General features: G+C 41.5%; 25 protein-coding genes and 1 other RNA gene. 19 read left to right on the top strand and 7 right to left on the bottom strand.

The annotated features are described in order from the left end of the window. Positions 1 to 17: 17 nt before the first annotated feature. Positions 18 to 1,121 carry a chorismate synthase gene (aroC, locus tag PCRYO_RS08345; RefSeq protein WP_011513961.1) on the top strand — a complete coding sequence of 368 codons (1,104 nt, stop codon included), beginning with the start codon at positions 18 to 20 and terminating at the stop codon, positions 1,119 to 1,121. Between the two features lie 43 nt (positions 1,122 to 1,164). Here the strand turns inward: aroC and PCRYO_RS08340 are convergent, their stop codons facing one another. Then, positions 1,165 to 2,529: a glycerophosphodiester phosphodiesterase family protein gene (locus PCRYO_RS08340; protein ID WP_011513960.1), complete on the bottom strand. Its 1,365-nt coding sequence runs from the start codon at positions 2,527 to 2,529 to the stop codon at positions 1,165 to 1,167. Between the two features lie 160 nt (positions 2,530 to 2,689). Between PCRYO_RS08340 and PCRYO_RS08335 the strand changes: the two genes are divergently transcribed. The 11 genes from PCRYO_RS08335 to PCRYO_RS08290 all read left to right on the top strand — a co-directional run bounded on the left by PCRYO_RS08335 (position 2,690) and on the right by PCRYO_RS08290 (position 11,769). Then, positions 2,690 to 3,361, top strand: coding sequence for an alpha/beta hydrolase (locus tag PCRYO_RS08335; RefSeq protein WP_011513959.1), 672 nt, complete (start codon positions 2,690 to 2,692; stop codon positions 3,359 to 3,361). An 85-nt stretch (positions 3,362 to 3,446) separates the two neighbouring features. After that, positions 3,447 to 3,805, top strand: a transfer-messenger RNA (tmRNA) gene (gene ssrA / locus PCRYO_RS13095). 163 nt (positions 3,806 to 3,968) lie between these two features. Continuing rightward, positions 3,969 to 5,210 (top strand): tyrosine-type recombinase/integrase, encoded by a 1,242-nt coding sequence (locus tag PCRYO_RS08330; RefSeq protein WP_011513958.1) that lies wholly within the window; start codon positions 3,969 to 3,971, stop codon positions 5,208 to 5,210. 122 nt (positions 5,211 to 5,332) lie between these two features. Beyond that, on the top strand, positions 5,333 to 6,571 hold the full coding sequence (locus PCRYO_RS08325; protein WP_011513957.1) for a hypothetical protein: 1,239 nt from the start codon (positions 5,333 to 5,335) through the stop codon (positions 6,569 to 6,571). Between the two features lie 152 nt (positions 6,572 to 6,723). Beyond that, positions 6,724 to 7,014, top strand: coding sequence for a helix-turn-helix transcriptional regulator (locus tag PCRYO_RS08320; protein WP_226939353.1), 291 nt, complete (start codon positions 6,724 to 6,726; stop codon positions 7,012 to 7,014). Positions 7,015 to 7,017: 3 nt separating this feature from the next. Continuing rightward, positions 7,018 to 7,272 (top strand): helix-turn-helix domain-containing protein, encoded by a 255-nt coding sequence (locus PCRYO_RS08315; protein WP_011513956.1) that lies wholly within the window; start codon positions 7,018 to 7,020, stop codon positions 7,270 to 7,272. Then, positions 7,269 to 7,556, top strand: coding sequence for a hypothetical protein (locus tag PCRYO_RS08310; RefSeq protein WP_011513955.1), 288 nt, complete (start codon positions 7,269 to 7,271; stop codon positions 7,554 to 7,556). Before PCRYO_RS08315 ends, PCRYO_RS08310 begins: the two co-directional genes overlap by 4 nt. Beyond that, entirely contained in the window at positions 7,549 to 7,824 is a 276-nt protein-coding gene (locus PCRYO_RS08305; protein ID WP_011513954.1) for a hypothetical protein, read from the top strand. The genes PCRYO_RS08310 and PCRYO_RS08305 overlap by 8 nt, the downstream gene beginning before the upstream one ends. Further along, complete coding sequence (locus PCRYO_RS08300; protein ID WP_041753149.1) at positions 7,811 to 8,341, top strand: hypothetical protein; 531 nt, start codon at positions 7,811 to 7,813, stop codon at positions 8,339 to 8,341. Before PCRYO_RS08305 ends, PCRYO_RS08300 begins: the two co-directional genes overlap by 14 nt. After that, on the top strand, positions 8,334 to 8,924 hold the full coding sequence (locus PCRYO_RS08295) for a hypothetical protein (protein ID WP_011513953.1): 591 nt from the start codon (positions 8,334 to 8,336) through the stop codon (positions 8,922 to 8,924). Before PCRYO_RS08300 ends, PCRYO_RS08295 begins: the two co-directional genes overlap by 8 nt. Positions 8,925 to 9,033: 109 nt before the next feature. Further along, positions 9,034 to 11,769, top strand: coding sequence for a DUF927 domain-containing protein (locus PCRYO_RS08290; protein WP_011513952.1), 2,736 nt, complete (start codon positions 9,034 to 9,036; stop codon positions 11,767 to 11,769). Between the two features lie 1,582 nt (positions 11,770 to 13,351). Here the strand turns inward: PCRYO_RS08290 and PCRYO_RS08285 are convergent. Continuing rightward, the gene (locus PCRYO_RS08285) at positions 13,352 to 13,861 is read right to left on the bottom strand and encodes a BLUF domain-containing protein (protein WP_011513951.1); all 510 of its coding nucleotides are present in this window, start codon (positions 13,859 to 13,861) and stop codon (positions 13,352 to 13,354) included. 558 nt (positions 13,862 to 14,419) lie between these two features. Continuing rightward, a complete protein-coding gene (locus PCRYO_RS08280; RefSeq protein WP_011513950.1) occupies positions 14,420 to 16,018 on the bottom strand; it encodes a hypothetical protein in 1,599 nt (532 codons plus the stop codon). 407 nt (positions 16,019 to 16,425) lie between these two features. Here PCRYO_RS08280 and PCRYO_RS08275 point away from each other — a divergent pair, with 407 nt between their 5' ends. The 6 genes from PCRYO_RS08275 (at position 16,426) to PCRYO_RS08250 (ending at position 21,505) form a co-directional block, all read left to right on the top strand. Continuing rightward, positions 16,426 to 17,340: a YagK/YfjJ domain-containing protein gene (locus tag PCRYO_RS08275; protein ID WP_011513949.1), complete on the top strand. Its 915-nt coding sequence runs from the start codon at positions 16,426 to 16,428 to the stop codon at positions 17,338 to 17,340. 134 nt (positions 17,341 to 17,474) lie between these two features. Further along, on the top strand, positions 17,475 to 17,765 hold the full coding sequence (locus tag PCRYO_RS08270) for a hypothetical protein (protein ID WP_011513948.1): 291 nt from the start codon (positions 17,475 to 17,477) through the stop codon (positions 17,763 to 17,765). A gap of 50 nt (positions 17,766 to 17,815) precedes the next feature. Beyond that, a complete protein-coding gene (locus tag PCRYO_RS08265; protein WP_011513947.1) occupies positions 17,816 to 18,808 on the top strand; it encodes a DUF932 domain-containing protein in 993 nt (330 codons plus the stop codon). 116 nt (positions 18,809 to 18,924) lie between these two features. Continuing rightward, positions 18,925 to 20,049, top strand: a complete 1,125-nt coding sequence (locus PCRYO_RS08260; protein ID WP_011513946.1) for a YqaJ viral recombinase family protein — start codon at positions 18,925 to 18,927, stop codon at positions 20,047 to 20,049. 124 nt (positions 20,050 to 20,173) lie between these two features. Further along, a complete protein-coding gene (locus PCRYO_RS08255; RefSeq protein ID WP_041753147.1) occupies positions 20,174 to 21,085 on the top strand; it encodes a hypothetical protein in 912 nt (303 codons plus the stop codon). 168 nt (positions 21,086 to 21,253) lie between these two features. After that, positions 21,254 to 21,505: a helix-turn-helix transcriptional regulator gene (locus tag PCRYO_RS08250; RefSeq protein WP_011513944.1), complete on the top strand. Its 252-nt coding sequence runs from the start codon at positions 21,254 to 21,256 to the stop codon at positions 21,503 to 21,505. A 36-nt stretch (positions 21,506 to 21,541) separates the two neighbouring features. On the opposite strand, the gene PCRYO_RS08245 is transcribed toward PCRYO_RS08250, so the two are convergent. The 4 genes from PCRYO_RS08245 to PCRYO_RS08230 form a co-directional block, all read right to left on the bottom strand. Continuing rightward, a complete protein-coding gene (locus PCRYO_RS08245; protein WP_011513943.1) occupies positions 21,542 to 22,063 on the bottom strand; it encodes a hypothetical protein in 522 nt (173 codons plus the stop codon). 11 nt (positions 22,064 to 22,074) lie between these two features. Continuing rightward, positions 22,075 to 23,277, bottom strand: coding sequence for an AAA family ATPase (locus tag PCRYO_RS08240; RefSeq protein ID WP_011513942.1), 1,203 nt, complete (start codon positions 23,275 to 23,277; stop codon positions 22,075 to 22,077). A 738-nt stretch (positions 23,278 to 24,015) separates the two neighbouring features. Next, a complete protein-coding gene (locus PCRYO_RS08235) occupies positions 24,016 to 24,504 on the bottom strand; it encodes a Holliday junction resolvase-like protein (protein ID WP_226939366.1) in 489 nt (162 codons plus the stop codon). A gap of 83 nt (positions 24,505 to 24,587) precedes the next feature. Continuing rightward, a complete protein-coding gene (locus tag PCRYO_RS08230; RefSeq protein ID WP_011513940.1) occupies positions 24,588 to 25,484 on the bottom strand; it encodes a competence protein CoiA family protein in 897 nt (298 codons plus the stop codon). A 111-nt stretch (positions 25,485 to 25,595) separates the two neighbouring features. Between PCRYO_RS08230 and PCRYO_RS08225 the strand changes: the two genes are divergently transcribed. Continuing rightward, positions 25,596 to 26,675 (top strand): hypothetical protein, encoded by a 1,080-nt coding sequence (locus PCRYO_RS08225; RefSeq protein WP_011513939.1) that lies wholly within the window; start codon positions 25,596 to 25,598, stop codon positions 26,673 to 26,675. Positions 26,676 to 26,685 lie beyond the last annotated feature (10 nt).

The raw sequence follows: 26,685 nt of genomic DNA, 5'->3' as shown, positions 1-26,685 counted from the left end.
TTTGTTTAAGGATAAATATGGCAGGCAACAGTATTGGGCAGGTCTTTACCGTCACCACCTGCGGTGAGTCGCATGGTGCAGGTTTGTTGGCAATCGTCGATGGCGTGCCACCAGGTTTAGCCTTATCCGAAGCCGACTTGCAAATAGATTTGGATCGCCGTAAACCGGGTACTTCTAAGTACTCGACCCAGCGCCGTGAATCTGATGAAGTCGAGATTATCTCTGGCGTTTTTGAAGGTAAAACGACAGGTACTTCTATCGGTCTACTGATTCGTAATACCAATCAAAAATCTAAAGACTATGGTGAAATTAAAGATACCTTTCGCCCTGGTCATGCCGATTATACTTATAGTATGAAGTATGGCTTTCGTGACTATCGTGGCGGTGGTCGATCATCGGCGCGTGAGACTGCCATGCGTGTAGCGGCAGGTGCTATCGCCAAAAAATACTTGCTAGAGCGCTTAGGTGTGCAAATCCGTGGTCATGTGACCCAAATTGGTCATGAGTACAGTGATGTCCTAAACTCGAGCACAATCGATTGGGATTTTGTGAATAGTAATCCGTTTTTCTGTGCGGATGCCGATGCTGTCAGTCGCTTTGAGACCTTGATAGATAGTTTACGCCGTGAAGGTACGAGCTGTGGTGCCCGTCTTGAGATTATTGCAAGCGGTGTACCAGTTGGACTTGGTGAGCCTGTCTTTGACCGTTTAGATGCCGATATTGCCCATGCCATGATGAGTATCAATGCTGTTAAAGGTGTTGAGATTGGTGATGGCATGGCAGTGGCAGGACAATTTGGGCATAGCTCTCGTGATGAAATGACACCCGATGGTTTTACCGCCAATCATGCAGGCGGCATCTTGGGTGGTATCTCATCAGGACAAGATATCCGTGTCAGTATTGCACTGAAGCCAACCTCTAGTATTACTACGGCTGGCAAGAGTATCAATACAGAGGGGGAGGCGATTGAGATGCTGACTAAAGGTCGTCATGATCCTTGCGTTGGTGTACGTGCAACACCTATCGCCGAAGCTATGTTAGCGATTGTGTTACTGGATCATTATCTGCGTCATCGTGGTCAAAATGCCGATATTAAGCAACCAGTCCAATCGATTACTTAAGGTCCTTATGTCTTTATAACATGAGTAAGGTTGACCCTTTACATTATTTTAAACCTTTACAGTTGGCATAGTAACTGACCGTTGCTGGCCAATCTGAGAAGATGCCTTTCACTCCAACTTCTTGCGCCAGCACATCAATGACATTCATGATGTCGCCATCGTTATTAATAGCGTCGCTAAGCCCACCATAATACCAGCCACCACCACTTTTTAATGGCCCTGACCGTTCAAGCGACCACGTGAGAATGTCGAGGCCATTGGCTTTGGCTTGCAAGGCATATGCCGACGGTAGCAGCTTGCCATTACCATCGCTGGTGACCAATAGCCAAGTTGCGGGGGCAATGATATTAACGCCGCGCGCTTTCAGCTCAGCCAATGAATGCTTCCACGTCGTTGGGTCGTTTTTATCAAATATTTTACCCGCCGCGCTCTCGTTGCTATCATCGATGAGGTAGACGGCATTGGTGGCATAGTTCGGTTCGTTATTAATCCAATAGTCAATATCTGCAAGATTGAACGACTGCGGGTATACATCGCTGGCGGGCACGCCTGCAACTTTATAAGTGTCAATCAGTTGTTGACGATAAGTATCTAAACTATATCCATTAAATGGCATAGTAACCACGGGTTCTTTGAGCTCAGGTGTATGCTTCATGCCCAAGCTACTGGCAAGTGCTATATGCTCTTTTAATGTCAATACCTCACCATTTTGTGAATATAAATCGGTGCGCCATGGGGCAGTCGCATTCATGTAGGCACTAATACTGGTGGCTTTTGGATTAGCGGCGTCCATTTTTCCCGTTAAGCTTTTAAAATCCCTGACGCTAATATCTGAAGTGCGACATTCAATATCGGCCGCATTGGTGAGAGTTCCATTAGCATCTATTATAGGTGGGACACTACATTGATTCGCTAATGGCGTGGCGACAATATTGGTAGTGGTATGCAAATCGTTTTGGGCATGGCGACATACCAGCTCACCATCGTTGGTAAAGGCCACATCGCACTCTAAAATGCCTGCACCCATCTGTGCTGAGGCCATGTAACTGTCATAAGTATGCTCAGGAAATTGTAGAGGCGCGCCGCGATGGGCGATAGAGAAATCTGTCTTGCTAGGTGTTTGACCCTTACATGCCAGTAACTCATCTTTTAGCGGGCTGTCATCCATATCGTTGACCAGATAAAATGGTCGAACGCCATAGGTATAAGCTAGCGTCTGTATAGGTTCAATCGTTGGCGGTAGAGTAGGTGGTACGATCGCTGATGAACCGTCATCTTCATTACAGCCTATTAATAAAAAAGTGCTGATAAGTGCTAAAGGTAAGGTAGAACCTTGGCGTCTGAGTCTATTCAGCACTGCGTTGTATAGCTGCGCCCGCTCATTCGCTGAATTTTTTGAAATTGTCATGTAAACTATCCTCATAAATGTGCATAAATCATCATTACTAATTTTATGGTTACTGACTTAGTTCCTAAAATATAGGGTTATGTTTAAGGAATGATGACAACCAAAGTCATTTTGTAATATTAATTTTGTTTAAATTTTTGACTCTCATTAAGGATAATTAATGAATAAGTATCTAGATGCCGTTATTGTCGAACACAATCATGCAAACAAAGCGATTAATCGATCCGTGATTTGGCTGCATGGTTTGGGGGCTAGCGGTCATGACTTTGAGCCAGTCGTGCCGCAGCTCGGCTTAGCGGATGGAATGGCAGTGCGGTTTATCTTTCCGCATGCACCCAACCGCCCAGTGACGGTCAATGGCGGTATGGTCATGCCCGCATGGTATGATATCCTGGAGATGAGCCTTGAGCGCAAAGTTGATATTGCGCAGATTGAAGAGTCCGCACAACAAATCCATGACTTGATTGCTCGTGAAATCGAGCGCGGTGTGAAACCTGAACATATTGTGATTGCAGGATTTTCGCAGGGCGGGGCAGTGGCGTATCATGTGGCACTCGGTTACCCACAGCGCTTGGCTGGCTTGATGGCGCTTTCTACCTACTTTGCAACCAATGACAGCGTTCGCTATAGCGCTGTCAACATAGATATGCCAATTTTGATCGAGCATGGTACGCATGATCCAGTTGTTCCCGTTATATTAGGCGAACAAGCAAAGCAGTTATTATCAGAGAAAGGATATAATGTTGCTTATCATACCTATCCTATGGCCCATCAGGTATGTATGCCGCAGATTCAAAATATCGGTAAATGGTTAAATACCATACTGGCTTAGATGATTAAGCTGTAACGTAATGTAATACAGAGCTCTAATAGGTTGCAAGCAGCCGTATATATGCTATATAATCATCGACCTTATTGGGGATGTTCTGGCTTCGACGCTGGTGATGAAACTCAATGATGCATGTCGAGAGTATATGTCCTCTCGTTAATCAAACATATATTGTTATAGTCGCAAACGACGAAAATTACGCTCTAGCAGCTTAAACCCTGTTTACTTGGTTGCTGATCATCTACAGTTGGTCAACTAAGTTGAAGCGTCCGCATGTAGAAGCGCCACAAGTGATTGTCTCAATTGCTTGGGTTTAAAAGTAGAGAATCGTCCTATCCATCCTGACTGTCGGATCGGTGCGGACTAAAACCAAAGACAGAAACTAAACATGTAGATTCATGAGCGTAATGCTGGCGGACGCGGGTTCAACTCCCGCCATCTCCACCAAACATTGATAAAGGGCTGACCGTCATAGACTGTTAGCCCTTTATTTTGGGCGTTTTTCAAGGATTGAGGGTTATGTAGGGGTATAGCGTCCTATATAGAATGTTGGTATTATTGTTGGTATTAGAGTTTATACATATGCTCAATACCAACAAAGGATAGTCCAATGCCCTTAACTCATACCGTTATCAATAAGCTACAGCCCAGTAGCACCTCGATTGATACAAAGCGACCTGATAAACATAGTGATGGTAACGGGCTGCAATTATGGGTTCGTTACACGGGCGTTAAGTCATGGATCAGCGCCTACCGCTGGCAAGGTAAGCAGCAAACCCTCACTATTGGCACTTATCCAGTTATGAGCTTGCAGAACGCAAGGCAGCGCAATATTGAGATCAAACGCTTAATAGCTGATGGTGTGAACCCCAAAGATCATAAAAAAGAGCAGCAAGCCAGCCAAGACGGTTTAAATATTTTCGATAACATAGCCCAGTCATGGTATGCAGAACGCAAAACCTACCTAGCAGAAAGCACCTTTACTCGTAACTATTCCGCCTATATGCGCGATGTTAAGCCCTCTATTGGTCAAAAGAACATCAACGACATAACCGCGCCTGATATATTAGCTATTGGCAAAGCAGTAGAAAGCCGTGGTGCTAATGAAATGGCAAGGCGTACCATTAGAGAAGTAGGACAGATATTTAAGCACGCTATCCGCAATGGACTAGCCACACATAACCCAGCCACCGACCTAGCCGAAGCAATCAAACCACACAAAACGACCAACCACCACCGTATTACTAGCCAGCAACTGCCAAAGCTACTAACAGACATCAATGCTTATCAAGGTGATGTACTGGTGAAACTAGGCTTATGGTTTTTATGCTATACGTTTGTGCGTACTAATGAGATCCGCTTCATGGAGTGGTCGGAGATTGACTACAAACATGGCTTATGGCGCATACCAGCCGATAAGATGAAAGCCAAGCGTTTGCATATTGTGCCATTAGCACCGCAAGCAATGGCGATACTGGAACAGATCAAAGAGCTAGGTTTTTCCGATCAGTACGTTTTCTTTAATACCTCAACTCGTAAGCCATACAGTCAAAGCGCGTTTATTAATGCCCTATGGAATATGGGTTATAAAGGCAAGATGACGGGGCACGGGTTTAGAGGGCTTGCCAGTACCACACTACATGAAAAAGAGTTTATGCACGAAGCCATAGAGCTACAGCTGGCACATGATAGAGAAAACAAGATCAGCGCAGCCTACAACGGGGCGCAGCACTTGCCATATAGAATAGACATGATGCACCAATGGGCAAACTTTATTGATGATGCTTATGCTGGCAAATTGGATAACGTCATACATACCAACTTTAGACAACAAAAACAAAAGCATGGCTAATATCATGCTGTAACGACTATGCAAGGCTAGGACTAATTACCCGAAAGCCAGCCGTTCACACACCTTTAGGCTGGCACTGCCTTGCACCTACTTTGAATTAAGGGTGTGTAAAGGTGTGAGTTATGTTAGTGCAAGAATATCTATCTATACGGCAAGCCATTGACTTTGTTTTTGAATTAACGGGCGAAAAAATAGATGGTTCAACCCTTGAGGAATTAAGCAATATTGAAAAGCTTACCCCAGTATTTTTGTTCAGTGGTTACGTTAGCTATCCTGATATTAATTATAAAACAATTCGTTATGACAAAATGAAAGCCTATTTCACACATGATGATTTTTTTATGCACCAAACTAGGAATTATGAGAGTTACTCAACATTTGGTGATGCTGACGTGCCCGAATGGATAGAAATACATTCGCCTTTTACTATTCAGAAAATTATTAAACAGCAAAGTAAGGCATATAGTGTTTTTGATGAAGTTTTTTTGTTTAAAAATCCCCCTATTGGAGAAGTTGATAAGCTCGATGACCTTAAATATTCAAATATTGATTTTGATGAGGTGCGTTTTTCAAGAAATGAGTTAATCAATTTATTTAACGTCAAAAAATCATACGATAACGCACAAAATGAGTTTGAATTTTATATGAATGCTGCTAAAACAATAAGAGATAGTGTTACAGCGGACATGAATGCAAGAAATGACCTAATAGAGCCGACTGGCAGCCAAAGACTGCTTATTAGTTATGTTCTATTCACTCCCCACCAAGTCACTTGCTTATTATCTAACGATAACCCAGCATATAGCCATAATGATGATAAATATAACGCTTACAAAGATATGGTAAGCAACGCAATAGAGGCAAAAGCATTAAATCCTATTAACGATAAAGAACAGATACCAGCTGAACAAGTAAAATTATGGCTTGCTCGTTACAACTTCATTATTAGGGGTTTTAATGACAATCTGCCAAACGATACCGACAAGATACCAGCGCCCACAGTAACGCAAACTGAACCCCCGAATAATGAGCAAATTATTAAAAGATTAACAGCAGCAAACGCCAAAATATCAGACCTTGAGAACCAATTAGCACAAGCTAATGCAGCACTGGCAGACAAGCCAGCTGATGACTATCAACAATTGAGTGAACGTACCGAAAAAAGCTATCAGACTACCATAGGCTTATTATTAGAATTGATGGTCACGCCTAAAGGAATTGACCATAAACAACCATTTTCAAGCCAAGCAGTCATTATTAGTGAAATTACAGATAAAGGAATATACGGACAAGGTAAAAGCACTTTAGAAACTCGCTTTAGTGATGCTAATTCTATTTTGAGTGATGCAAAAAAGAAATAATATAACCATGATTAGACACCACCCCAAAATAAACTCATACCCCATTTAGGGCGTGACTTCACCCCAGCTAGGGTGCTGCAAATAACCCTACCCCCTAAAGTAGAACCACTGGACGTTACATACCGTAGCGTCATTTAGTGGAGCTACACACAATGACACACCCAACCCAAAACACCCCAGTAATTCCTTTTACTGATAACACCCCTCACGATACCGAACCAACCAACGCAAACAGTCCAGCTATGCAACTGCCTACTACTGGCATGGGCAGAGCAAAGGACATTTTGCCGTTCCTACCCTTTAGCAAAACCACCCTTTTTGAATGGTCAAAAGATGGACGTTTCCCAGCTGGCAAGAAGTTAAGCCCTACAATGACCGCATGGAGCTATGCAGACATTCACGAATGGCTTAATTCTCACACCTCAACCACTAGCGAGGTGTAGATCATGAACACACGGCAACCCAAAAAAAGCTATAAGCAGATTATCCATAATCACATGCTGGCAGGTAACAGCCTATCCACTTATGAAGCCTTTGATCTATGGCAAATAACATGCTTTTTACAGCGGATCAGCGAGCTAAGAGCGCAAGGCGTGGTTATTCAAGATAAGACCATCAAACGCAATGGTAAGACGTTCAAAGAGTACTGGATAGACCAGCCAACAGATAACAATAACGACAGCAAAGGGGTGCAATCATGAGCCAATCAAACGACAGATTAGAACCATGCCTAGTGGCAGTAGATAGCCATATGCTTAGCGTAGTAGATGACTATATTCAAAGTTACTCAAGCGAGTGTGAGAGCTTAGGTTATGCCCTCAATGCACTAAACACGGCATTAGCAGATGACCCCACCAGTAAAGGCGTTCTAACAGCCGTACAGTCCGCTTTATTCAGAATAAGCCAACATGCTGAGGAAACAAGCGAGGGCATCATGGAGCAGCTTATATTACTGCCTGAAATCAAGGTGAATGACTATGAGTGATGACACCTTTATAAATCAAGTCATGGACGGGTTGAAAGAACAAGGCGTGCTGATGATGCCTGATGGCTTTATCGACCAGCTCATCATTACCTTGCACGCCAATGTGACCATCATTAACACCATGACCCAATTAGCAGAAATAGAAGTAAAAATGTTAGGCAGCTTGTTACCGACAGGCAGCCGACAAGTGGAGTCATTAAAAGAGCTATCGAAAAACATTGCAGAAATCGCTTTCAACGTGGAGGACGTAAGAAATGACCAACGATAACAGAACCAGTCTAAAAGCCAGCCACGGGGCACACAATCGCACACAGCCACATAAGCGCGGCTTACTACTTAGCTTTATCATATTCATGGCATGGGTAGCAGGTATTGGCTTGCTACTATCATTAATTGCTTGCCAACCAGTACAAGCAAAACAGATTGCAACCAATACCAACAATGGTTACTATATAGACCTCTCGAAAATTAGTAGCGACGTGCCAAGTCGTAAATTATTGGCTTTTTTTGTGCCTGATAATAGCGCAGCCTCTCAAGCTGTCACTATCCATTCAAGCACAGCCCCACAAGCGCACCTAAGCGCCACAAGGGGGCAAACCATCATATCTATAGCAAGTCACTTGCTAACCGACTATGACGGGTTGACGCTGCAAAATAAAATAGCCGTAAGGCGAATATGCAGGGCGGTTACTACTAAGACCGAGAGTAAGACCCGTCACCCTATACTTTTACCGTATAGCGTGGCATTAACTCATAAATTAGTAGGAGCTATCCATCATGGGTAAATCAATCCGTACGACCTCAAACACCCAAACCACTACCAACAGCACACCAGCCACATTCAAGGCAGGTGATAGCGTTCTGTGTCCGTCTGTGGGCAATGGCACATATAAGCTAGTCCAAAAGTCAAAAGACTGCCTAACCATCAATATTGGCAATGTTGAGTGCCTATATCGCGCTGATGGTAGGGCTTATCATGATGACTGCTACGTCTTACCCTCACTATTCCATGACACGCCAGCAAACCGCCAAGCAATAGCCACGCTATACAGTGGCGCACCTACTACCCAATCAAACCAACGCACAGTAATAGACCTAACCGAAGCAGACGATAAAGAAGTTGTTGTTATGTCAGTCTTTGAGTTATCAGATATTGCTTGTGACATAGAGAGTGCTGCTATCGTTATAAGTGACATTGGCAAGCTGTTAGCCCTTATTCACTACAAAAAAATAGACACTCACACTGCTATATCAATGGCGCGACTGACGCATGATGCCACTGTAACGTGGGACGACTTATTACTAAGACGGGTAAATTCAATCAAAGAAACCCTAGCAATGACCAGTTACGGCAAGGAGGGTAAATAATGAAAACCTACCCACCAAAGCAAAGCCGTAAGCACGCTAAGCGCAAAAGCTACTATAAAAAATATAGAGAGCAGCGCAAGCCGAACCAGTCACAAGCAAGGGGGACTAAATGACCACCACACCACAAACCACCACCCATGAAAAAGCCCGTGCATTTAGCACAGGCTTTACAGTGGTAATGAATAGTTTTAATGCAGTCACACGGCAAGGACTGGCAGACGATCCTACTTTAATAAAACTACATGAGCTATTACCGCCCAATAGCTTGTTAAGCGTTACTGATGATCTTACTACAAATGACGCGTCAGTAGTACCGACAGCTGGCACGATAGCCCTACGATTGCATGACAAACAAGGCGATATTGTAGGCGCGGTATTCTACACACCAAACAGCAAAGCAAAGCCCATTGTTATTGATCCTACAGGGTATGGCGCTATCGTCATTGGTGAGGTAAACAAAGGCAATGAGATAATCGCTTTTGATGAAGCAGAATATGGCATTGATGCCTATCAGTGTATGGCAGACGACAAAACAACCTTTATTATTAGCCCTCAAAAGACAAAGCAATGCTTTAAAAAGATGGTGCAGCATTGGAGTAGCGGATCACTGCTAACCGTACCAATGACTATAGATAACAAAGGCATGATAAATCTATTGGCAGGTGTGAATGCTAGGGCATTGCTTACTGTGGCTGATATTGTCACGATGCTACATGCCAATCATAGCTATGAGGCAATACTGGCAGCTGATGACACCCAGCTAATAAGTTTAAAAGACACTGCTTACTATCCTGAATGGCGCGATGATTCACAGCTGAATGAACCGATGATTTATGGTGATGGGCGTTTTGAGCTATACCATGATGGACTGTTTTTTGTGAAGTATAACGATGACGATCCAGCAAACATAACCTTTAAGTTTAAGGCTTTTGTTTGTTCACCGATTGAGGTTATCGCAAAGACACGGGACACAAGCAGCGGTACATGGGGGCGGCTATTACAATGGCGTGATGATGATAGCGTGCTACATACGTGGTCAATGCCGTTATCACTGCTACAAGGTGATGCCCGTGAGTATCGTAGAGAGCTAGCCAGTCAAGGATTGAACATTACCACCAACGGCAAAAAGCGCAATTACTTAGACACCTATATTCAGGACTATCCTATTCATAAACGGGCGTTATGCGTGGATAAGCTAGGCTGGCATGACGGGCAATATATATTACCTGACAGCGCAATAGGCGGCGATGGCAAGCAGTTAATAGTCTATCAGTCTGCCCATGCAATCAATAGCACCATAGCCCAGCAAGGTACATTAGCCCAATGGCGTGATGAACTATGCAAAAAACTAGCAGATCAAAGCCGTTTTGTTTTCTCTATTGCTTGCGCGTTTGCTGGTCAATTGTTAGAGCTGTTAGATGATGATGGGGGTGGCTTTCACCTTTTAGGATCATCAAGCATGGGCAAGTCATTATCACTTAAAACAGCGTCTAGCGTATGGGGCAAGCCTGACAGCTATACTAAGACATGGCGCAGCACTGATAACGCCTTAGAGGGCACAGCCAGCGAGCATAACGATAGTTTCTTACCGCTTGATGAAATCAGCGAATGTGATCCACGGATAGTAGGTAACAGCGTTTACATGTTGGCTAATGGCAAAGGCAAAGGTAGAAGCACCACCACAGGACATAATCGCACTGCTAAGACATGGCGCATTATTTTCTTATCTAATGGTGAGGAGTCGCTACAAAACTTTATGGCACAAGCAGGACAGAAAACGAATGCAGGTATTGAGGTTCGAGTAGCACATATAGATGCTGATGCTGGTCAAGGTTTAAAGACGTTTGATAGTTTGGTACTGGCAGACACAGGCGCAGCACAAGCCGATAAGATCAAGGAGTTATCACACACTTACTATGGATCAGCTGGCATAGCATGGCTGGAATATATCACCAATGACAAAGCAGCGACCACAGCCACCGCCAAGCAGCTTGTAAGTGACTTTATGAGCCATTACCCACAGCTAGCACCGCAAGCGCATAGAGTGGCTAAACGGTTCGCTATTGTTGCCGCGGCTGGTGAGATGGCAACAGGTGCAGACATTACGGGCTGGCAAGCACGACAAGCGACCACAGCCGTTATGACATGCTTAGATAATTGGCTTGATAACTATGGGCGTGATGGTGAGCATGAGCAGCGCCAAATCATTAAACATATTCAAGCATTTATTGAATTGCATGGTAGTAGTCGCTTTCAACCATGTGAGAAGTCTTTTTATGCTGATAGTGAGCAGAAAGTTACTAACCGTGTTGGCTATCGTAAGCAAGGCAGCGATGATTACTATTTTTATATTAATGCGTTTGAAAAAGAGGTGTGCACACCGTATGAGCTTAAAAAAGTAACGCAAGTATTAGATGATGCTAGTCTGCTAATTACCAATGAAACCAACAAAAAGACGTTTAGAGTCCCAGCACCAACAGCAAAGAACCCCAAAGCCCGTACGCGTGTTTATGCCATCAAAAGCGACATACTAAGTTATGAAACTGATAAAAGCACAGGGACAGCGCGGACACAGCGGACACACCATATAGATCAAGGGCTAGAGGCTGTCCACAGCCAAAGGGACACACGCGGACACAGCGGACACAGTGAGCCACAAGTAGATGAATTGTCCGCCTTGTCCGCCTACCCAAAAACACGGGGGACAGCTGCAAACCCAGTAATCACGGGCGATGTCCCCTTGTCCGCCTTGTCCGCCACTAAAAAGCAAGGTACAACAAAACAGGGTGTAATTGATCCTGATAATGAAATACCACCGTTTGGCAGTGAAGTAGATTATTCATAATTAATTAATGATTTAACAAAGGGTAGGCGTTTATCGTCTGCCTTTTTTTATAGTGTAAAGATACCCTAAGGAAACCCTAAGGTTTTGCGCTCGATACTCACGGTCTGCATGTTGTCAAAAGTTAACATTCAAACCAGTTTGCCGACTGCCAGCATGTTAATAAATGTTAAGGTTTAAAAGCATAATTCTTTTTACCACGTTTTACCGATTGCATAACCCCCAATGGGGTAAGCGTTAGCCTACAGTGCCATGATGCCACCAAAACAGGATAGAGCCGTCAAACAAAATAGATAAGTCCACTTTTGGACGTATTGACCATACAAAGGGTTAGTTTTCGGACACGTTAGGCGATCACTACCAAGCCCTTTTTATAGTGTAAAGAAACTAAGGTTTCCCCTAGGTTTTTGGACATCGTAGAACCTAACAAAACCCAACATTCAAAATGAAAACACGAAGTAATGAACCTGTCAAAACTTGTGGTCTATAACATGTCAAAACCGTACATTCAAAACCAATTTGCATGTTGTCATTTGTTAACATTGGCAGACAGTACCGACTTAATAAAACTTAACATTGAGAACCTGAGAAAACCTGAACCCTCACATAGTAGAACCTCATAAAACCTCACATTGAAACGTTAGAAAACCACATATCGCAAACCTTATAAAACCTTACATTGAAAACCAAGTCACACACCGCTAAACGCTGGAATAGATGCCCCCAGTCTTGGGGTTATCCAATTTTGCGAGTCCATAAAAAGGGGTAATTTTCGGACATCATAAGCAGGGTCAAAAATGACTTTATGGAACAGTACGCACACGCGCGAAGCAAGCACCAATGACGGGGGTTCTTGGAGTCCATAAAAGGGGTAGTTTCTTAACAAGTACGAGGGAGGTTATTACACACGTTAGAGTTATGGGCACAGTACGCGCACAGGTGCAGCTTATGCCAATGCTGGCTAGTTTTCGGACATCTTAGAGAGCAGCCAAGATAATACTTGGAGTCCATAAAAGGGGTAATTTACGGACAAGTGAGGGGGGTAGTATTTTGAGTGCTGAGCGTATCGACAGAGGACACCGCCACCATTCACACGCACAAGAAAAAAACCGTTTCAAAAAGAAGTTAAAGCGACTTTTGCGACAAGTAACGTAGGCGTATGAATTGTAGCGATCATTAGTAGGTTAAAGCCATGTTAAAAAGTTAAAGTGACTTTATGCACAGGTATCGTAAGAGAGCACCGCCCTAGCATGTTGAAACGGTAAATAATTACAAAATAATCTTTAGTTGATAGGGTAGGCACTGAATAACAGTAAAATAAAAAACGATTGTTGGTATTATGGTTGGTATCGTCTATTTTAAAATAATTAATAACGTTTATTATCAATGACTTATATTTATAGTTTAGTTTCCGCCATCTCCACCAAACAACGATAAAGGGCTGACCGTCATAGACTGTTAGCCCTTTATTTTGGGCGTTTTTCAGGTATATAGGGGTATAGCGTCTTATATAGTAGGCTATACAACAGACGATTAAGTTGTTCTTACCTATAAAATATACCCATTCTAATCGTCTGGTCAAAAACTAAGATTTTTTCATCTTAGACTCGCGTTTTTCTTGTCGTTCTTGAAGTTTTGATAACTTGTCTATAAACATTGTAATTTGAGAAGTACTCATTAGGTAAGGGTTGAATTCATTGCTGGCTGAATATTTCATAACATATTCTTTATTCTGATCATTAGCCGTTAAATATTTCATTGACCATTTATTCCAATACCGTTCCTCAATTTCACGGCACTCAATAATTTGCAAAGAAAAATGTCGCTTATCCTCAATCAATTTTTTTAACAGATTGTTAATAACTGGTCTTGCGCCCTCAATAACTTGGAGAAAATAGTTTTCATTAATTACTAATGCACCAGTAATACCATTGCGCTCATTATTACGCTGCGCCTGCTCAAGAATACGTGCTACTTCGATATTTGAATTTTCGGTGTTATAGCGGCTAACATAAGTTAGACGCAGGATAATATGCTCGCCATGATGACTATTTAAATTGTTTTTATCGGAGAGCTCATTCAGCTTTAGCTCCATAATGTACTCCAGCTTATGAAAGATTGTTTTTATTTGACGGTTCATCGTCATTATTTAATATAGGAATTTTAACTGTAGCTAAAAAACTTGTATGAAACAAGCAGGTTGAATAAGGCTTTGTGTTATCTAACGGCTATCATTAGCTAGTACTTTCTAAATAAATAAAGTGATGCTATTTCAATCGATTAATAATTTAGAGGATATAATCTATGTCTATTCATAGAACACGTAACGATAGAGAATAAGATAGTATTAAAGCGCTTGTTGACTTTTATGCCTGAATTTCTCATTAGAATTACAGCATAATCTGCTGATAGTAGAGGTAAGAGGTAGCTACAGAAAGTTAATGATATACAATAAGAAAAAGGCTTCCAATTTCTTGGAAGCCTTTCAATATAATGGTACCCGGAGCCGGAACGGTAGTATGATATTAAGTATTTGATATATAAGGATAAATATTTAGAAGTATAGTTCGGTATACTTGTGAGTATACTTAAGATTAGTTTTTCAGTTTTATAGTAATTTCGTAACAGAGATCTGATAGCTTTACTATCAGTACTAATTGGTTTGCTTATGTTCTTCCAGCCTTTTGCTTATAAGCCTGGCGTTTATCAAAAAAGGATCGTCATCATATATTTTATCATCAATGTTGTGAAGATTCTCATCTGAAGCTGAAATATGTTCAGTATCATGTGAGCTAGTCACAGGCTGTACAGTTTCAATTGTAGAGATGTCTACAGGTGTATCAATGTTTTTGCTTGGAGTGATAGCAAGAATGAGTTCATCTGTTAATTTGCCAGTAGCACTATTATCAGCGTCTTCTAAGTTTTTACATCGATTATCGAAATCCTTTGGTTTAGCATTTTTGACTTGCTTGTCATTCTCGATTTGCTCATCGTTCTTAACGCATTCATCAATCTCAGCATATTCAACACACTTGCGGTTTTTACGTTCAATGCCTGTTGCTGGTTCTAATATATCAGTGCCAGGAACATCTTCTGTATTCTCCTCGCTATCACTATCTACTAACATAGTCTCAGAGCTAGCCTGTTTAGCTTTTAGGCTTTGCTGCGTTTCAAATGTGTCTGTATATGGTTTTCCATAGTCGCCCGTTATATAAGCACCAGTAGCTCTAGTGGTTTTAGGTACTTCGGAGAAAAAAGTTTGGTTGTAGCTGGCAACGATATCGTTAAGCATTTGCGCTCGAGTTTTACCTTGTCTTTTAGCAATCAGACTGAGGGTTTTCTTGTTTGCACTGGTAAGTACTAAGCCTTTTTTCTTTATATTTTTATCGTTAATACGGTTAGCTTTTGAATTGGAGACATTCTTCATCATCTCTAGAAACTTACTTCTGTTATTGTCCTTGCCTAGCACGACACCATCTTCATTAAACCAATAAGTATCAAACATCCAATAATCTAGTGAAGCCAGCATATGGTTAAGCCTACTAACCCTATCTGATTCTTTTATAGCAATAGTATCAGCACAAATCAAAGCTTGGCTAGGACTGAACGTAACAACGTTTAGCTTAATAAGTTCGCAGGGTTTTTGCATATACTGGTATAAATGATTAACCTGAATATCATTGCGACTATCCATCCATTTTGTTTTCCCTAAGCCAACTTTACTACGAACGTAAGCTTGTTCTAAAAAACCTAAAACTTGTTTTTTATTCAGTACTAAAGCGTCGTTGTAAGAATCAGACCCTATATGAATTTCTCTTCCTGAAATACGAATATTTGAATTGAAAATAAGGTTATGGGCAAAAATCGCAATGTCTGATTTTGTTTGTATATAATCGCTCGCTGCATTATATTTTTTCAAAACCATATTTATCCATAAAGCCGCTCTGTCGTCTTCATAAAACCATCTGACGTAGGATAGAGGTATGCTTTCGTCAGCGCTCGTCTGTAAGATTTCATCCAATTTTTTAGGGTTACAGTTTGCCTTTTTTAAGATATGAATTAACTTTGATTTAACGCGAGTGTCGTCTCTTAAAATCTGTTTTTCAGAGAGTGCATATAAAGATCGCAATTCAAATAAACACCAATAGGCGCTATAAAAACTAAGACTATTGATCTTCTTTTCGATATATTCTGCATTTTTTTGAGTCCGATTTAACCGCTTAACTTCAGTTCGAGCCTCAGCTTCACTCATCTTTCTATCTCCAAAATAATAAAAACCAGACTTTAGTTAACTAAAAAATGGCAATTAAAACGTTATTAAAACGTTATTAAAACGTATTGTATTCTCAAGGTATCCTACCACAGAATAAGAGCTTGAGCTTATAAAACATACCTAAAATGTTACATATCTAAAAATGCTAACTCCATTCAAACCATCGGCTTGTAGCATAAGGCAATTTCCAATTAGTCCTTACGTCATTCTCCAATGCTAGTTGGAAAATAGCTGCACTACAGCAGCTCATGCTTAGTGGGTTATTTATATTATTGAATATACTAGGTGCTTTATTCTAATGCTGAGAGCTGACCTCTCAGCAGCCAACATTATAAAAATACGGACTGACCTGACCCTATGAACATTAACTTAATAGGATCACAATCATGCCGTATTCAAACTTCAACCAACCTCAAGTTGTTGCTAATGTCCATAATCTGGTCACAGCCATATTGGCAAATACCATAAGCTTTGATGATGTCAAAACTCAACTGAACGGATTGTATTATCCGTTCATGACACACTTCAATACTGAGCTATTTTATTCACAGCCGGTTGTCGCATTTGTATATAGCACCAACGCTATAGTTGGTGAATCATATCCAATTGACGTCGTCTGGGATCATGATAAAACCCAGCGGTTTATCGCTACGTTATCCTGCTATAGAAATGATATTGAGCGTGAACGCATTACGTTTAGCTATCAGGAGTCGCAAAATAGAAATAATTTAGCGAATTACGTAGGTAATCTCACTACTCACTACTCAAGACTACTATTTGTGCGTATCGATTTAAAATACGCACAGCAGACGAGCCACCATGTATCTATCGAGAACTTTGATGATCACATGAATAAGCTACGGGAGCTTATCGGTAATAAGAAAACTTGCTTTGAGCATTTGCATGGCAATGCTTGGGCAGTTGAGCAAGGAGGAGTGAACGGTGGATTACACTGTCATTTACTGTTGATGTTCGATGGCTCGAAAAGGGACAATGACTGGTATCTAGCTAAAGAGATTGGTGAAAAATGGAAAATGATTACAGCGGGTTTAGGTGAGTACTATAACTACCACGATCCAGAGCGTAAGCAGAAGTACCAACAATACGGCAAATTAGGTATCGGCATGATTCATCGTGATAACCCTCAGGAAGTCGAAAACGCTATAGCTTCAGCTTTATATTTAACTAAGCCAAGTAAAGATGAGCAGCAACTTAAACTGTGGCTACCAAACATGCGCACCTTTGGTCATGGTATTTATAGAACCTCTAAACGTCGCGGACTACCGCCCATAGTAAAATAATCTCAGGTATATACTATCCCTATGAGATAAGACATGAAGCCTAGCTTACCTGTCTGTTTAACCCTAATTCATCCTAATCAAAGGTCTGCTTAATTGCAGGCCTTTTTTATGCGCAATCGAAAAAGGAGCAATTTATGAGACCGATCTGCCCACACTGTCATTCAGCGAACGTAAAAAGCAATACGGATACTGACAGCCCCTTTAATATCTTCGAGCAACTGTGCTCACAATCTGCCCTATCAGGTCTTGGTGTAAGCATCTGTAGGTACTACAAAATCAATTCAGCAATCGGTGTGGTCGTAGGCACGGCGCTTGCTTCTGCAATCAGCTTGGCTAAAGACAAGCTACAGCAGCCACCCTTACTCGTTTTGGCAGTAAAGCCTAGTTATACCTGCAATACCTGCTCAAGAACCTTCACCATCTAAAGCACCCCTATAACCAATACTCATAATCAAATCTAAAAGGAAAAATTATAATGGCACATTTATTAGAATCAATTGCCTACGTCGGTGACACGCCCTGGCACGGTCTTGGAAACGAGCTGGCTCCCAAGCAGCCTATCGAGATCTGGGCAAAGCAAGCAGGTATGGACTGGCGTATTGAATCATCGGACGTCAGCTACATGGCTAGTAATGATAAAGGGCACAATCTGATTCTGCCCTTTGCTGAGCAAAAGGTGTTGTACCGTAGCGATAACTTTGAGCCGTTATCTGTTGTTAGCCAGCGCTATCAGGAAGTACAGCCGCGTGAGATTTTAGAATTCTATCGTGATCTTACCGAGCAATCGGACTTTGAGCTTGAGACCGCAGGTGTTCTAAAGGGCGGGCGTAAGCTATGGGCATTAGCACGTACAGGCCAGTCAGCAACGCTTAAAGGTAAAGATGTCAGTAATGGCTATCTCTTGCTGGCAACGGCTTGTGATGGGACGTTAGCGACTACTGCTCAGTTCACCTCTATTCGTGTGGTCTGTAATAACACTCTAGCGATCAGCCTTGCCAACGGCAATGGCGGCATGGTGAAAGTACCGCATTCCACCTCCTTTGATGCCGATAAGGTTAAGCAGCAATTAGGTGTATCCGTCAAACAATGGGATGAGCACGCTTATGAGATGAAGCAGCTATCAGAGCGCCGTGTCACCCAAGCAGAAGCAGCCAATTATCTTAGCCGTGTATTCAATGATCAGGACAATGACATCATTTTATTTAACCGTGCTAAGAAAGAGAAAGACGCTGTGCCTAATGCTAAAGCGATGAATCAAGTGATGCAGATGTTTAACGGTCAAGGACGCGGTGCCACACTCGACGCCGCTCGTGATACGGCTTACGGTTTGCTGTGCAGCATTACGGAGTACGTTGATCATGAACGTAGGGCGATGTCTAGAGACCATCGATTAGATGGCGCTTGGTTTGGCTCTGGCGCTAAGCTTAAGCAAAAGGGCTTAGAGGAATCGCTACTGATGCTGGCCTAACTATCGACGTTTAAAACCTGACAATACAATCAACCACGCCCTTGAGCGTGGTTTTTTTATGTCGCCTTTTTAATAAACAGTATTAACCCATAACCAATCTAACGAAGGAATTCACTATGAACATGATCGCATTAAACACGACGACTCAGCCAAGACACACCAAGCGCACTACTGTTAAGATTAAGACGCCAATAAAGACTAAGCATGGTATCGAAGATATGCCGAAGTCCAAGCTAGAGAGCAAACCCGTTAAGCCGTCTGCTCATCAATCAACCACTGCTAAACGTTTGGTCAATACCAAATCTTTGAGCCATGAGGACTGGCTACAAGTACGCAGACAAGGTATTGGCAGCTCTGATGCTGCTGCCGCTTGTGGTATCCATCCTTATTTGTCTATGCTGGAGCTATGGATGATTAAGACCGGTCGTATCGACTCTGATATCGATGAGAGCATCGAAGGGTACTCGCCATTGTATTGGGGCAATACCTTAGAGCCGATGGTCGCTAAATACTATCAAGAGCATACCGGCAATAAGGTGCGCCGCGTCAATGCCATCTTGCAGCATCCTGAGCAGCCATTTATGCTGGCGAACTTAGACTATGCAATCACTGGTAATGACGAGGTACAGATACTGGAATGTAAAACTGCTGGTGAACATGGTGCCAAGCTATGGAAGCATGGCGTACCGCTCTATGTCACTTGCCAAGTACAACATCAACTGGCGGTCACGGGTAAAGCTGCGGCGCATATTTGCGTTCTGCTTTGTGGACACGAAGCGAAGATTTATAAAGTTGAGCGTGATGAATACTTGATTGCATCCATCATGGAGCATGAGCATCTGTTCTGGCAATACGTAGCAACGGACACGCCTCCAACTCCTGATCATTCGGAATCCGCAGCAAGAGCATTAAAACAGCTTTATCCAACCCCTGAGCCCTCAAGCAAAGTTGATCTAACGGATGATGACGGTGCTAATAAACTGTTTGAGCAATTGCTTAGCTACCGTGACTATATGCAAGAGTTAGAGCAGCGTCATGACCAAGTGAAGCATCAACTGCAAAGCTTAATTCAAGACAATGAGATTGCGGTATTTAAGAAAGGCGCTATCTCTTGGAAGCGCTCTAAAGACAGTGTCAGTCTTGATAGTAAAGCACTAACCAAAGCGCATCCTGAGTTGCTCGAGCAGTTTAGTAAAACCCGTCAAGGCAGTCGTCGCTTTGTCATCCTTAACGATAACTGAGCCAATAATCCGTCATCAATCATAATCCATAAATTAATCCACTCAATCAAATACGCGCATAACCGCCCACCTATCACAGGTGGGCTTTTTTATGGCTAAAATAAAACACAAAAGGAATATCACCATGATTAAAGGTCTCACTATTACCCCGCCAGTTTTAGGTCGTATCAGCATTGGGCGTGTCATTGTAAAAGATGGCAAACGCTTACCTGCTAAAGACGATCAATTTACGATTACCAGCCAAGTTCAAAACAAGGATGGCTGGATCAATCATCCACTCGATGAAAAGCTACGCGCAAATAATGAAGGCAAGCTGCGGCAAATACCAGTTCGCATGCTGTTTAACGATCCTGAGCTTAATCTACGAGCTGAGTACACGCTATTTGATAGACAGACCGGACGCCCACTATGCGTCGGTGACGGTGAGCAGTGTCAGCGGCGCACCAGTAAAGGCGTTGAAAGCCATCCCTGCCCATCGCCTGATCGCTGTCCACTGGCGCAAGGCGGTGCTTGTAAGCCGTATGGCAGACTGTACGCCAATCTCTCTGAGGACGATGAGCTGGGCACATTCATCTTTCGGACAACTGGCTTTAATAGTATTCGCACACTAGCAGCAAGGCTCAGCTACTTTGCAGCAGTATCCGGTAATAAGCTTTCATGCTTGCCACTGCAATTAACCTTGAGAGGCAAAAGCACGACACAAAGCTATCGCACCCCAATTTACTTTGTGGATTTAACCTTGCGTGATGGTGTGACACTTAAGCAAGCGGTGCAGGATGCGCAAGCGATAGATGCAGAGCTTAGTGAACACGGCTTTGATCAGGCTGCATTAGAGCAGGCTGCAAGACAAGGCTATGTGAATTCATGCTTTGAGATTGATGCTGATGATCTAGCAGAAGTCGCTGAAGAGTTTTATCCAGTTGAGACAGATGACGTCAGTAGCAATCAGCAGGGTAGCTATCAGAATGGGTTAGTAACTCATAACGTGAATAGCATTGAACAAGGTCTACGGCAGAGCGTGACTGTTGTGAGCTGAAGTGGTTAAAGCTCATATGCAACATAAGAGGGAGCTGGATGATCCAGCTCTTTTTTTTATTGCTTTAAATAAGGGAAGCGTTAGGACAGCATAGGACGCCGTAAATAAATATGGGACTCCGTAACTGTATGAGAACAGACGCTCTCATTCACTCACAAGGAGATAATCATGGAAAACTTAAATATAGCACAACCATTTATTGAGCAATGCAACCATATTCCTCAGCTACTTAGCCTCAAAGCCGTTAAAGAATATACAGGTATCAGCCGCTCGACTATCTATGCAATGGCCGATGTAAATTCTGCTCAATATGATCCAACGTTCCCTAAAAAGGTGCAACTGACACAAGTGAGGGTAGCTTGGGTAGCAAGTGAGATTGCAGAGTGGATTAATGAAAAAATTGAAGCAAGATCAGCTTAGTTATTAAGTGAACCGTCTTACTTAAAAGTGAGACGGTTATTTTTTTTGTTTAATGCCTAATAATGAGCGTAACGTTACGACTGTGGCATGATTGGTCCCATCAAGCACTGGCTTAGCGAATAAGGGATCATAGCTTTTCGGTAACGCTGGATTATCGGATAATTGTGGATGCAACAGACTCTTACACTTTTGCGCGGTATGAGGAATATTCTGTTTCAGTATGCTAAGCAACATGCCTTCTAGGCATAGTGGTGTTGAGTATAACATGGTGATACCTGAATCTTTAGCTACTTTAATATCTTGTTGCTCAACAGGAACATCACTATCCATCAGAATAAACTTCTGGTCATAATCAACGTGACGACTCTTTTTAACTGTGTCCTTGATGATATCGTGTGGAGAGCCACCACTCGAAAAATCAAGCGTAATTTTACTGCCAGAGCGCCTTTCATGATAGATACCTTTCATGTGACTTAAAAATGCCTTGTCATGCTCACCTTCACCCATCACGAGTAGGGTGGTTTTGTTGACGGATCTAGTAGGTTTGCGCTTTGCCATAATCTAACCCCTTATAGATTTGGTATCGCGTCAAATGCGCCAGCCATATATTTTGCATAAAGGTTATCATCATTACGAATCCCTTCCATCTCATCAAGCCGCCAAGATTCTGAAGCTTGCTCGTATTTTTCGACCAAATAAATTTGATGCTTGTTTAATAAGTTGAACACCTCAGGGGTATGGCAACTAAAAATAAGCTGAGCATTATGAGGATTATGATGCGATGAGCGAAACAAATCAAAAATGGCAGGTAACAGTAGGGGGTGTAAGTCATTATCAAGCTCATCAATAATGGCCACACCACCATTCTTAAGCACTGGCAATATGAGCCCAAGCAAGCTATAGGCTGATTGTGTACCATTAGACTCTTCATAAATCATAAGCTCAAATGATTCATCACCCACTTTATGAACACCAAAAGGTAGCAGTACTTCTTGCTGTTTACCCTCGTTTACCATCATCACGCTTTTTATATTAATCTCATCGATGCCCGTATCGAACTGACAAAGTAGCTTTTCAGCGGTTTGTTTTAAACCATCATCTCTAGCAAATAATTCTGTCATTTCAGGTATAGATTGGCTAAGGCTACCAAGCCTACCCATTGAGACTACATTAGTTTTATAGTGATTGAACATATCAAAAATGGCTTCTGCCAATGGCTCATCGAGCAAATTGGCATAGCTGATAAGTGAGGCGTTTTTTTTCACATCATCAGCTAAAGAGGGAATGACAAAGTTACGATGCTTATAGCTAAGCTTGTCACCGTCATGATGACGTATAAATACATAGCTAAATTGGCTACTGGTCTTTTTGTATAATGCCTCTTTAACCACGCTATGCTGTGTCAACGTTAGCTCATAGCGATACTCATCATAAATGCCATCAGCATTTTTAAGTAAAAAACCAAATTCAAATTCAGAAAATTCATCATTACTTAGCGCAAATTGGCTAAAAGAAATAGGTTGCTCTGAGTCAAGGCTGCTAGTAGATTCACACATAAACCAACGAAGAAAAGCAATGGCTTTTAATAGCTGCGTTTTACCGGAGCCATTCGCGCCAAGAACAGCTGTGACTTTATTTAGTCGATACTGGTCTTGCGTGGTATCAACATAAAAATCATAGTCAGTCTTAGTAGGTTGCTTACCCAAAGAGAATGACACCTCAGTAGACTCTGAGTAAGAGTAAAAATTATTAAAGCGAATATAAGTAATCATATTAAGTCACTTTTAACAAAATATTGTGGTTTCCATGATAATATATCATATTAATGTACATGTAGTATTATTGAGTGTATTAAGGTTCACTTTGTTATAATACTTGCAATAGCTCAATATAATCTTGGAAAGAGTTTTTGTAGGGTGTTTCAGATGTATTAACTTGTAGATAAGAATCTGACAAGTTAATAGTAGAATGCTCGGAGTTAGATAGAAATCCTTAGTATTAGGTCACTAAGCTGACTTTGAGATAGATAACTGTTCACGTGCTGGTTTTTCCAACAACTCAACATGTATTTGATTTGATATAAGATCTAGCGCTGGTCGTTTAATTTTATTGAAGTATGATAAATTTTCAGCTTCTACCTTGGATAACTTTATACGATTGTTTGTACTATTTAAATAGCCCCTATATATATCATTGATGAAAATCCCCTTTATATGAAATTGAATTTGCTGGTAATGAATGTCATATACTTGCAACTGTCATGCTTCTATGATTAATACATTTTGACTAAGAATGTATCGTGTTTTATTTAGGATTAATGCTGTTGCAAAAATAGTCTTTTCATTAAAAAAGACTATTAATGGAATTTTTATCATTAAATATCTATATAAAACAATTACTTAAGTGTCTCCCTAGAGATTAATGAATGGTCTTTATTTTTCCAGTAAATATGTTTTAAGAAGATTATAGAGACTGTATATATAAAGGTTGGAGTGAATAGAAAGACTGAACTAGGCACTAACATTCACACGCATATCTTCCGTATCTTCACAGTGTTTTATCCTAAGCTCTTTAAAGCTAACCTGCCCATTTTCGATTACTTGTTTAATAATCTTCTGCCGTTGGTTTAGCCTAGCATTCCCTGTTTTAACTTCTGCAATAATGAGATGCACGTCCTCGATAGGCACGTTGCCATCGGCGCATTCATGCAAGTTTTGGAAGATGACGTAGTCAATCGGTTCACCCATGAATCGGCAGTCTGAAGGGTTGTAAGGAAAGTCAGTAATAAAGGGCGTGAACTGTTCGCCAATTTGACCTTTTAGCACATTGCGCTGCATATTGTTGGAACGCTTTTGAGCCTCTTTAATGTCTTTTGCTAATTGCTGTTGAAAGCCTGCTTCTCTTTCGAGCATATCGTTCCTAATTTGCGCAACATCTCGTTCACTTTGTAGCAAAGCCTTATTTTGTAATTGTATCCGTTGTATAGCCCATACAAGCATGGCTAATATCAGCAGTATTGTAATTAGTAGCATAGTAGTGAGTGTCATAGTTTTATTCTCCGTATTATCAAATAGAATCATATTTAAGCAGTAGGGGTCATGTCCATTTCTTGCAGTCGCTGAAAGACGGTGTCTGAAAATGGTTTGAAGTAATTCCATGACTTATATTTTTGATTGTACTGACCACCGCCTTCGTTACGCCATTGCTTTAGTATTTCAATAACATCATGGTTGTAGGTCACACACTTAATAGATACCATGCCTGAATTAAAGACTCTGACGTCGACCCAAGCATGATTGATGGTAAAGCGATAGATCGTATAGCCTTTGTCAAAGCTTCCATTGCTATTCTCATCAGTGCTGCTCTGGCAATTATAGAGAGGCTCAGGTAATGGTGTAGGGGCTACTGGTATTGTTAAAGATTTCGGTGCTGGGAATATCCACCGTTTATTACTGGCACAGTCTAAAATATGAACCTTTGCTTCCTCACTCGGCAACTCAATACCTTGTGCGATGATTTCCCTCAAATCGATTTCAACGGTCTTGATACCCAATTGCTTAATAAAATCTGATTTATCAGTATCGATGAAAGAAGTCACAGCAACTTCAATAAACATCATTTCCCCGTCTACCGTTGCGACTATATCCGGTCGAATACAGCTAACAGCTTGCTCTTCGATTAGGTGGTCAAACTCCCAAGTTTTATCCTCGCTATTTTCATCATCAGGTAGGGATGGTAGCGTTAAATACCTCTCTTGCATAATGACTTGCTTAGCAAACTTGTGTAGGATGCTTTCAGGGTGAATAGTGCAGCTTTCTTTATTGTTAAGATGCGCAAAATGATGCTCATTCTTGTCACCCTTACGAGCCACTACAGGCTCACCACATTCAAAGCAAAAACACATACAAGCCAGCCCTCGCTCGACTTGCTTAACATTGACGATTTGCTTTTGCTCATTAACAGCGATTGACATTGACATAGTTACCATCCTCTTGTTAGTTGGTTAAGAGTGAGGTAATTATGAGAAGAATTCTGCCTCTAAAACAGACTGCTATTGGGGGTATAATAGGGTCTTAATCGGTACTTACCTATGAAAAACATACACTTAGATGTCTTTGAAGAGCTCAAGAAACAATTACTTAATTTCCCAAGAAATACTTTTTATGATCATTGTCTAAGAATAATAGTTGACGCACAGCTCAACAAACTGAAATATTCGGACGAAGATTTTGAGCCTGAGAAGTTATCGAGGCAAGTTATTTACGCCAAAGCTAGAGGCGTAAATGAAAATACTGTGAGCAGTGAAATTGCTAAAAACAAAATAAAAACGGATAGATTAAATGTAGAGTTAATAAGGTTTATTGAGTCACAACCAGACTGTGAACAGGCGTTTAATGATATAGGTTATTTGCCAGAAGTGATCTCATCTGTGTCAGAGGGTGGTGCTAAGAACAGAACCCTAGTATGGATGAGCATTAAAGCTATTGAAAATGAGGAAGTAGATGAAGAGCAGATAGCTGGATCTGCTGTCTTTGAGTCTGATAAGGATGATGAGGATGATGAGGATTTAAGTAGTATTACTTATGAGCGCAAAGCGACTTCTGAGATTAAGCCATCTTTATTCACTCGTCTTTTCTTCAAAAAGGGTGAGCTAAAGATCTTAAGCTTTCGAGGCGTTTTGCTAATGATTCTGCTGATGCTGAGTTTTTTAGTAGATATCCTTATTGCTATATTTTCGTTACTCGTTATCTTATTACTAAGCGATTTGCCAAATTTTAAGCTTTGGCAAGCCATAATTTTTGTGGCATTCATTCCTTTGGCTTACCTTAATTGGCGATATTTCTTTGTGCCGTTATATAGACTGCCTTATTACCGTGTTATTAAAGCGCCTATGTTCTTTGCAAATATTAATGTCGTTAATGCGGATATTGAGATGTATTGGGATAAAGATAGGCTGAATGTAGCGAGAGTCACAGAGTTTACTGCAACTTGTCCAATTTGCTCAGGATTGATAGAGCTTGCTAACGGTAAGCCAGATCAAATGCCGCCGTTGGTAGGGCGCTGTAAAGAAGCGCCTCACGCTCATATTTATAGCTTTGATCGGATGACGATGAAGGGATACTTCTTAGGTGTGCCAGATTATTTAGCAGACCAGATATTGGATAGTTGAAAAGGAATAA

The sequence above is a fragment of the Psychrobacter cryohalolentis K5 genome, from assembly GCF_000013905.1.
GTDB lineage: Bacteria > Pseudomonadota > Gammaproteobacteria > Pseudomonadales > Moraxellaceae > Psychrobacter > Psychrobacter cryohalolentis.
The sequence above is the reverse complement of the archived record's forward strand: the minus strand, read 5'-3'. Positions and strand labels throughout refer to the sequence as shown.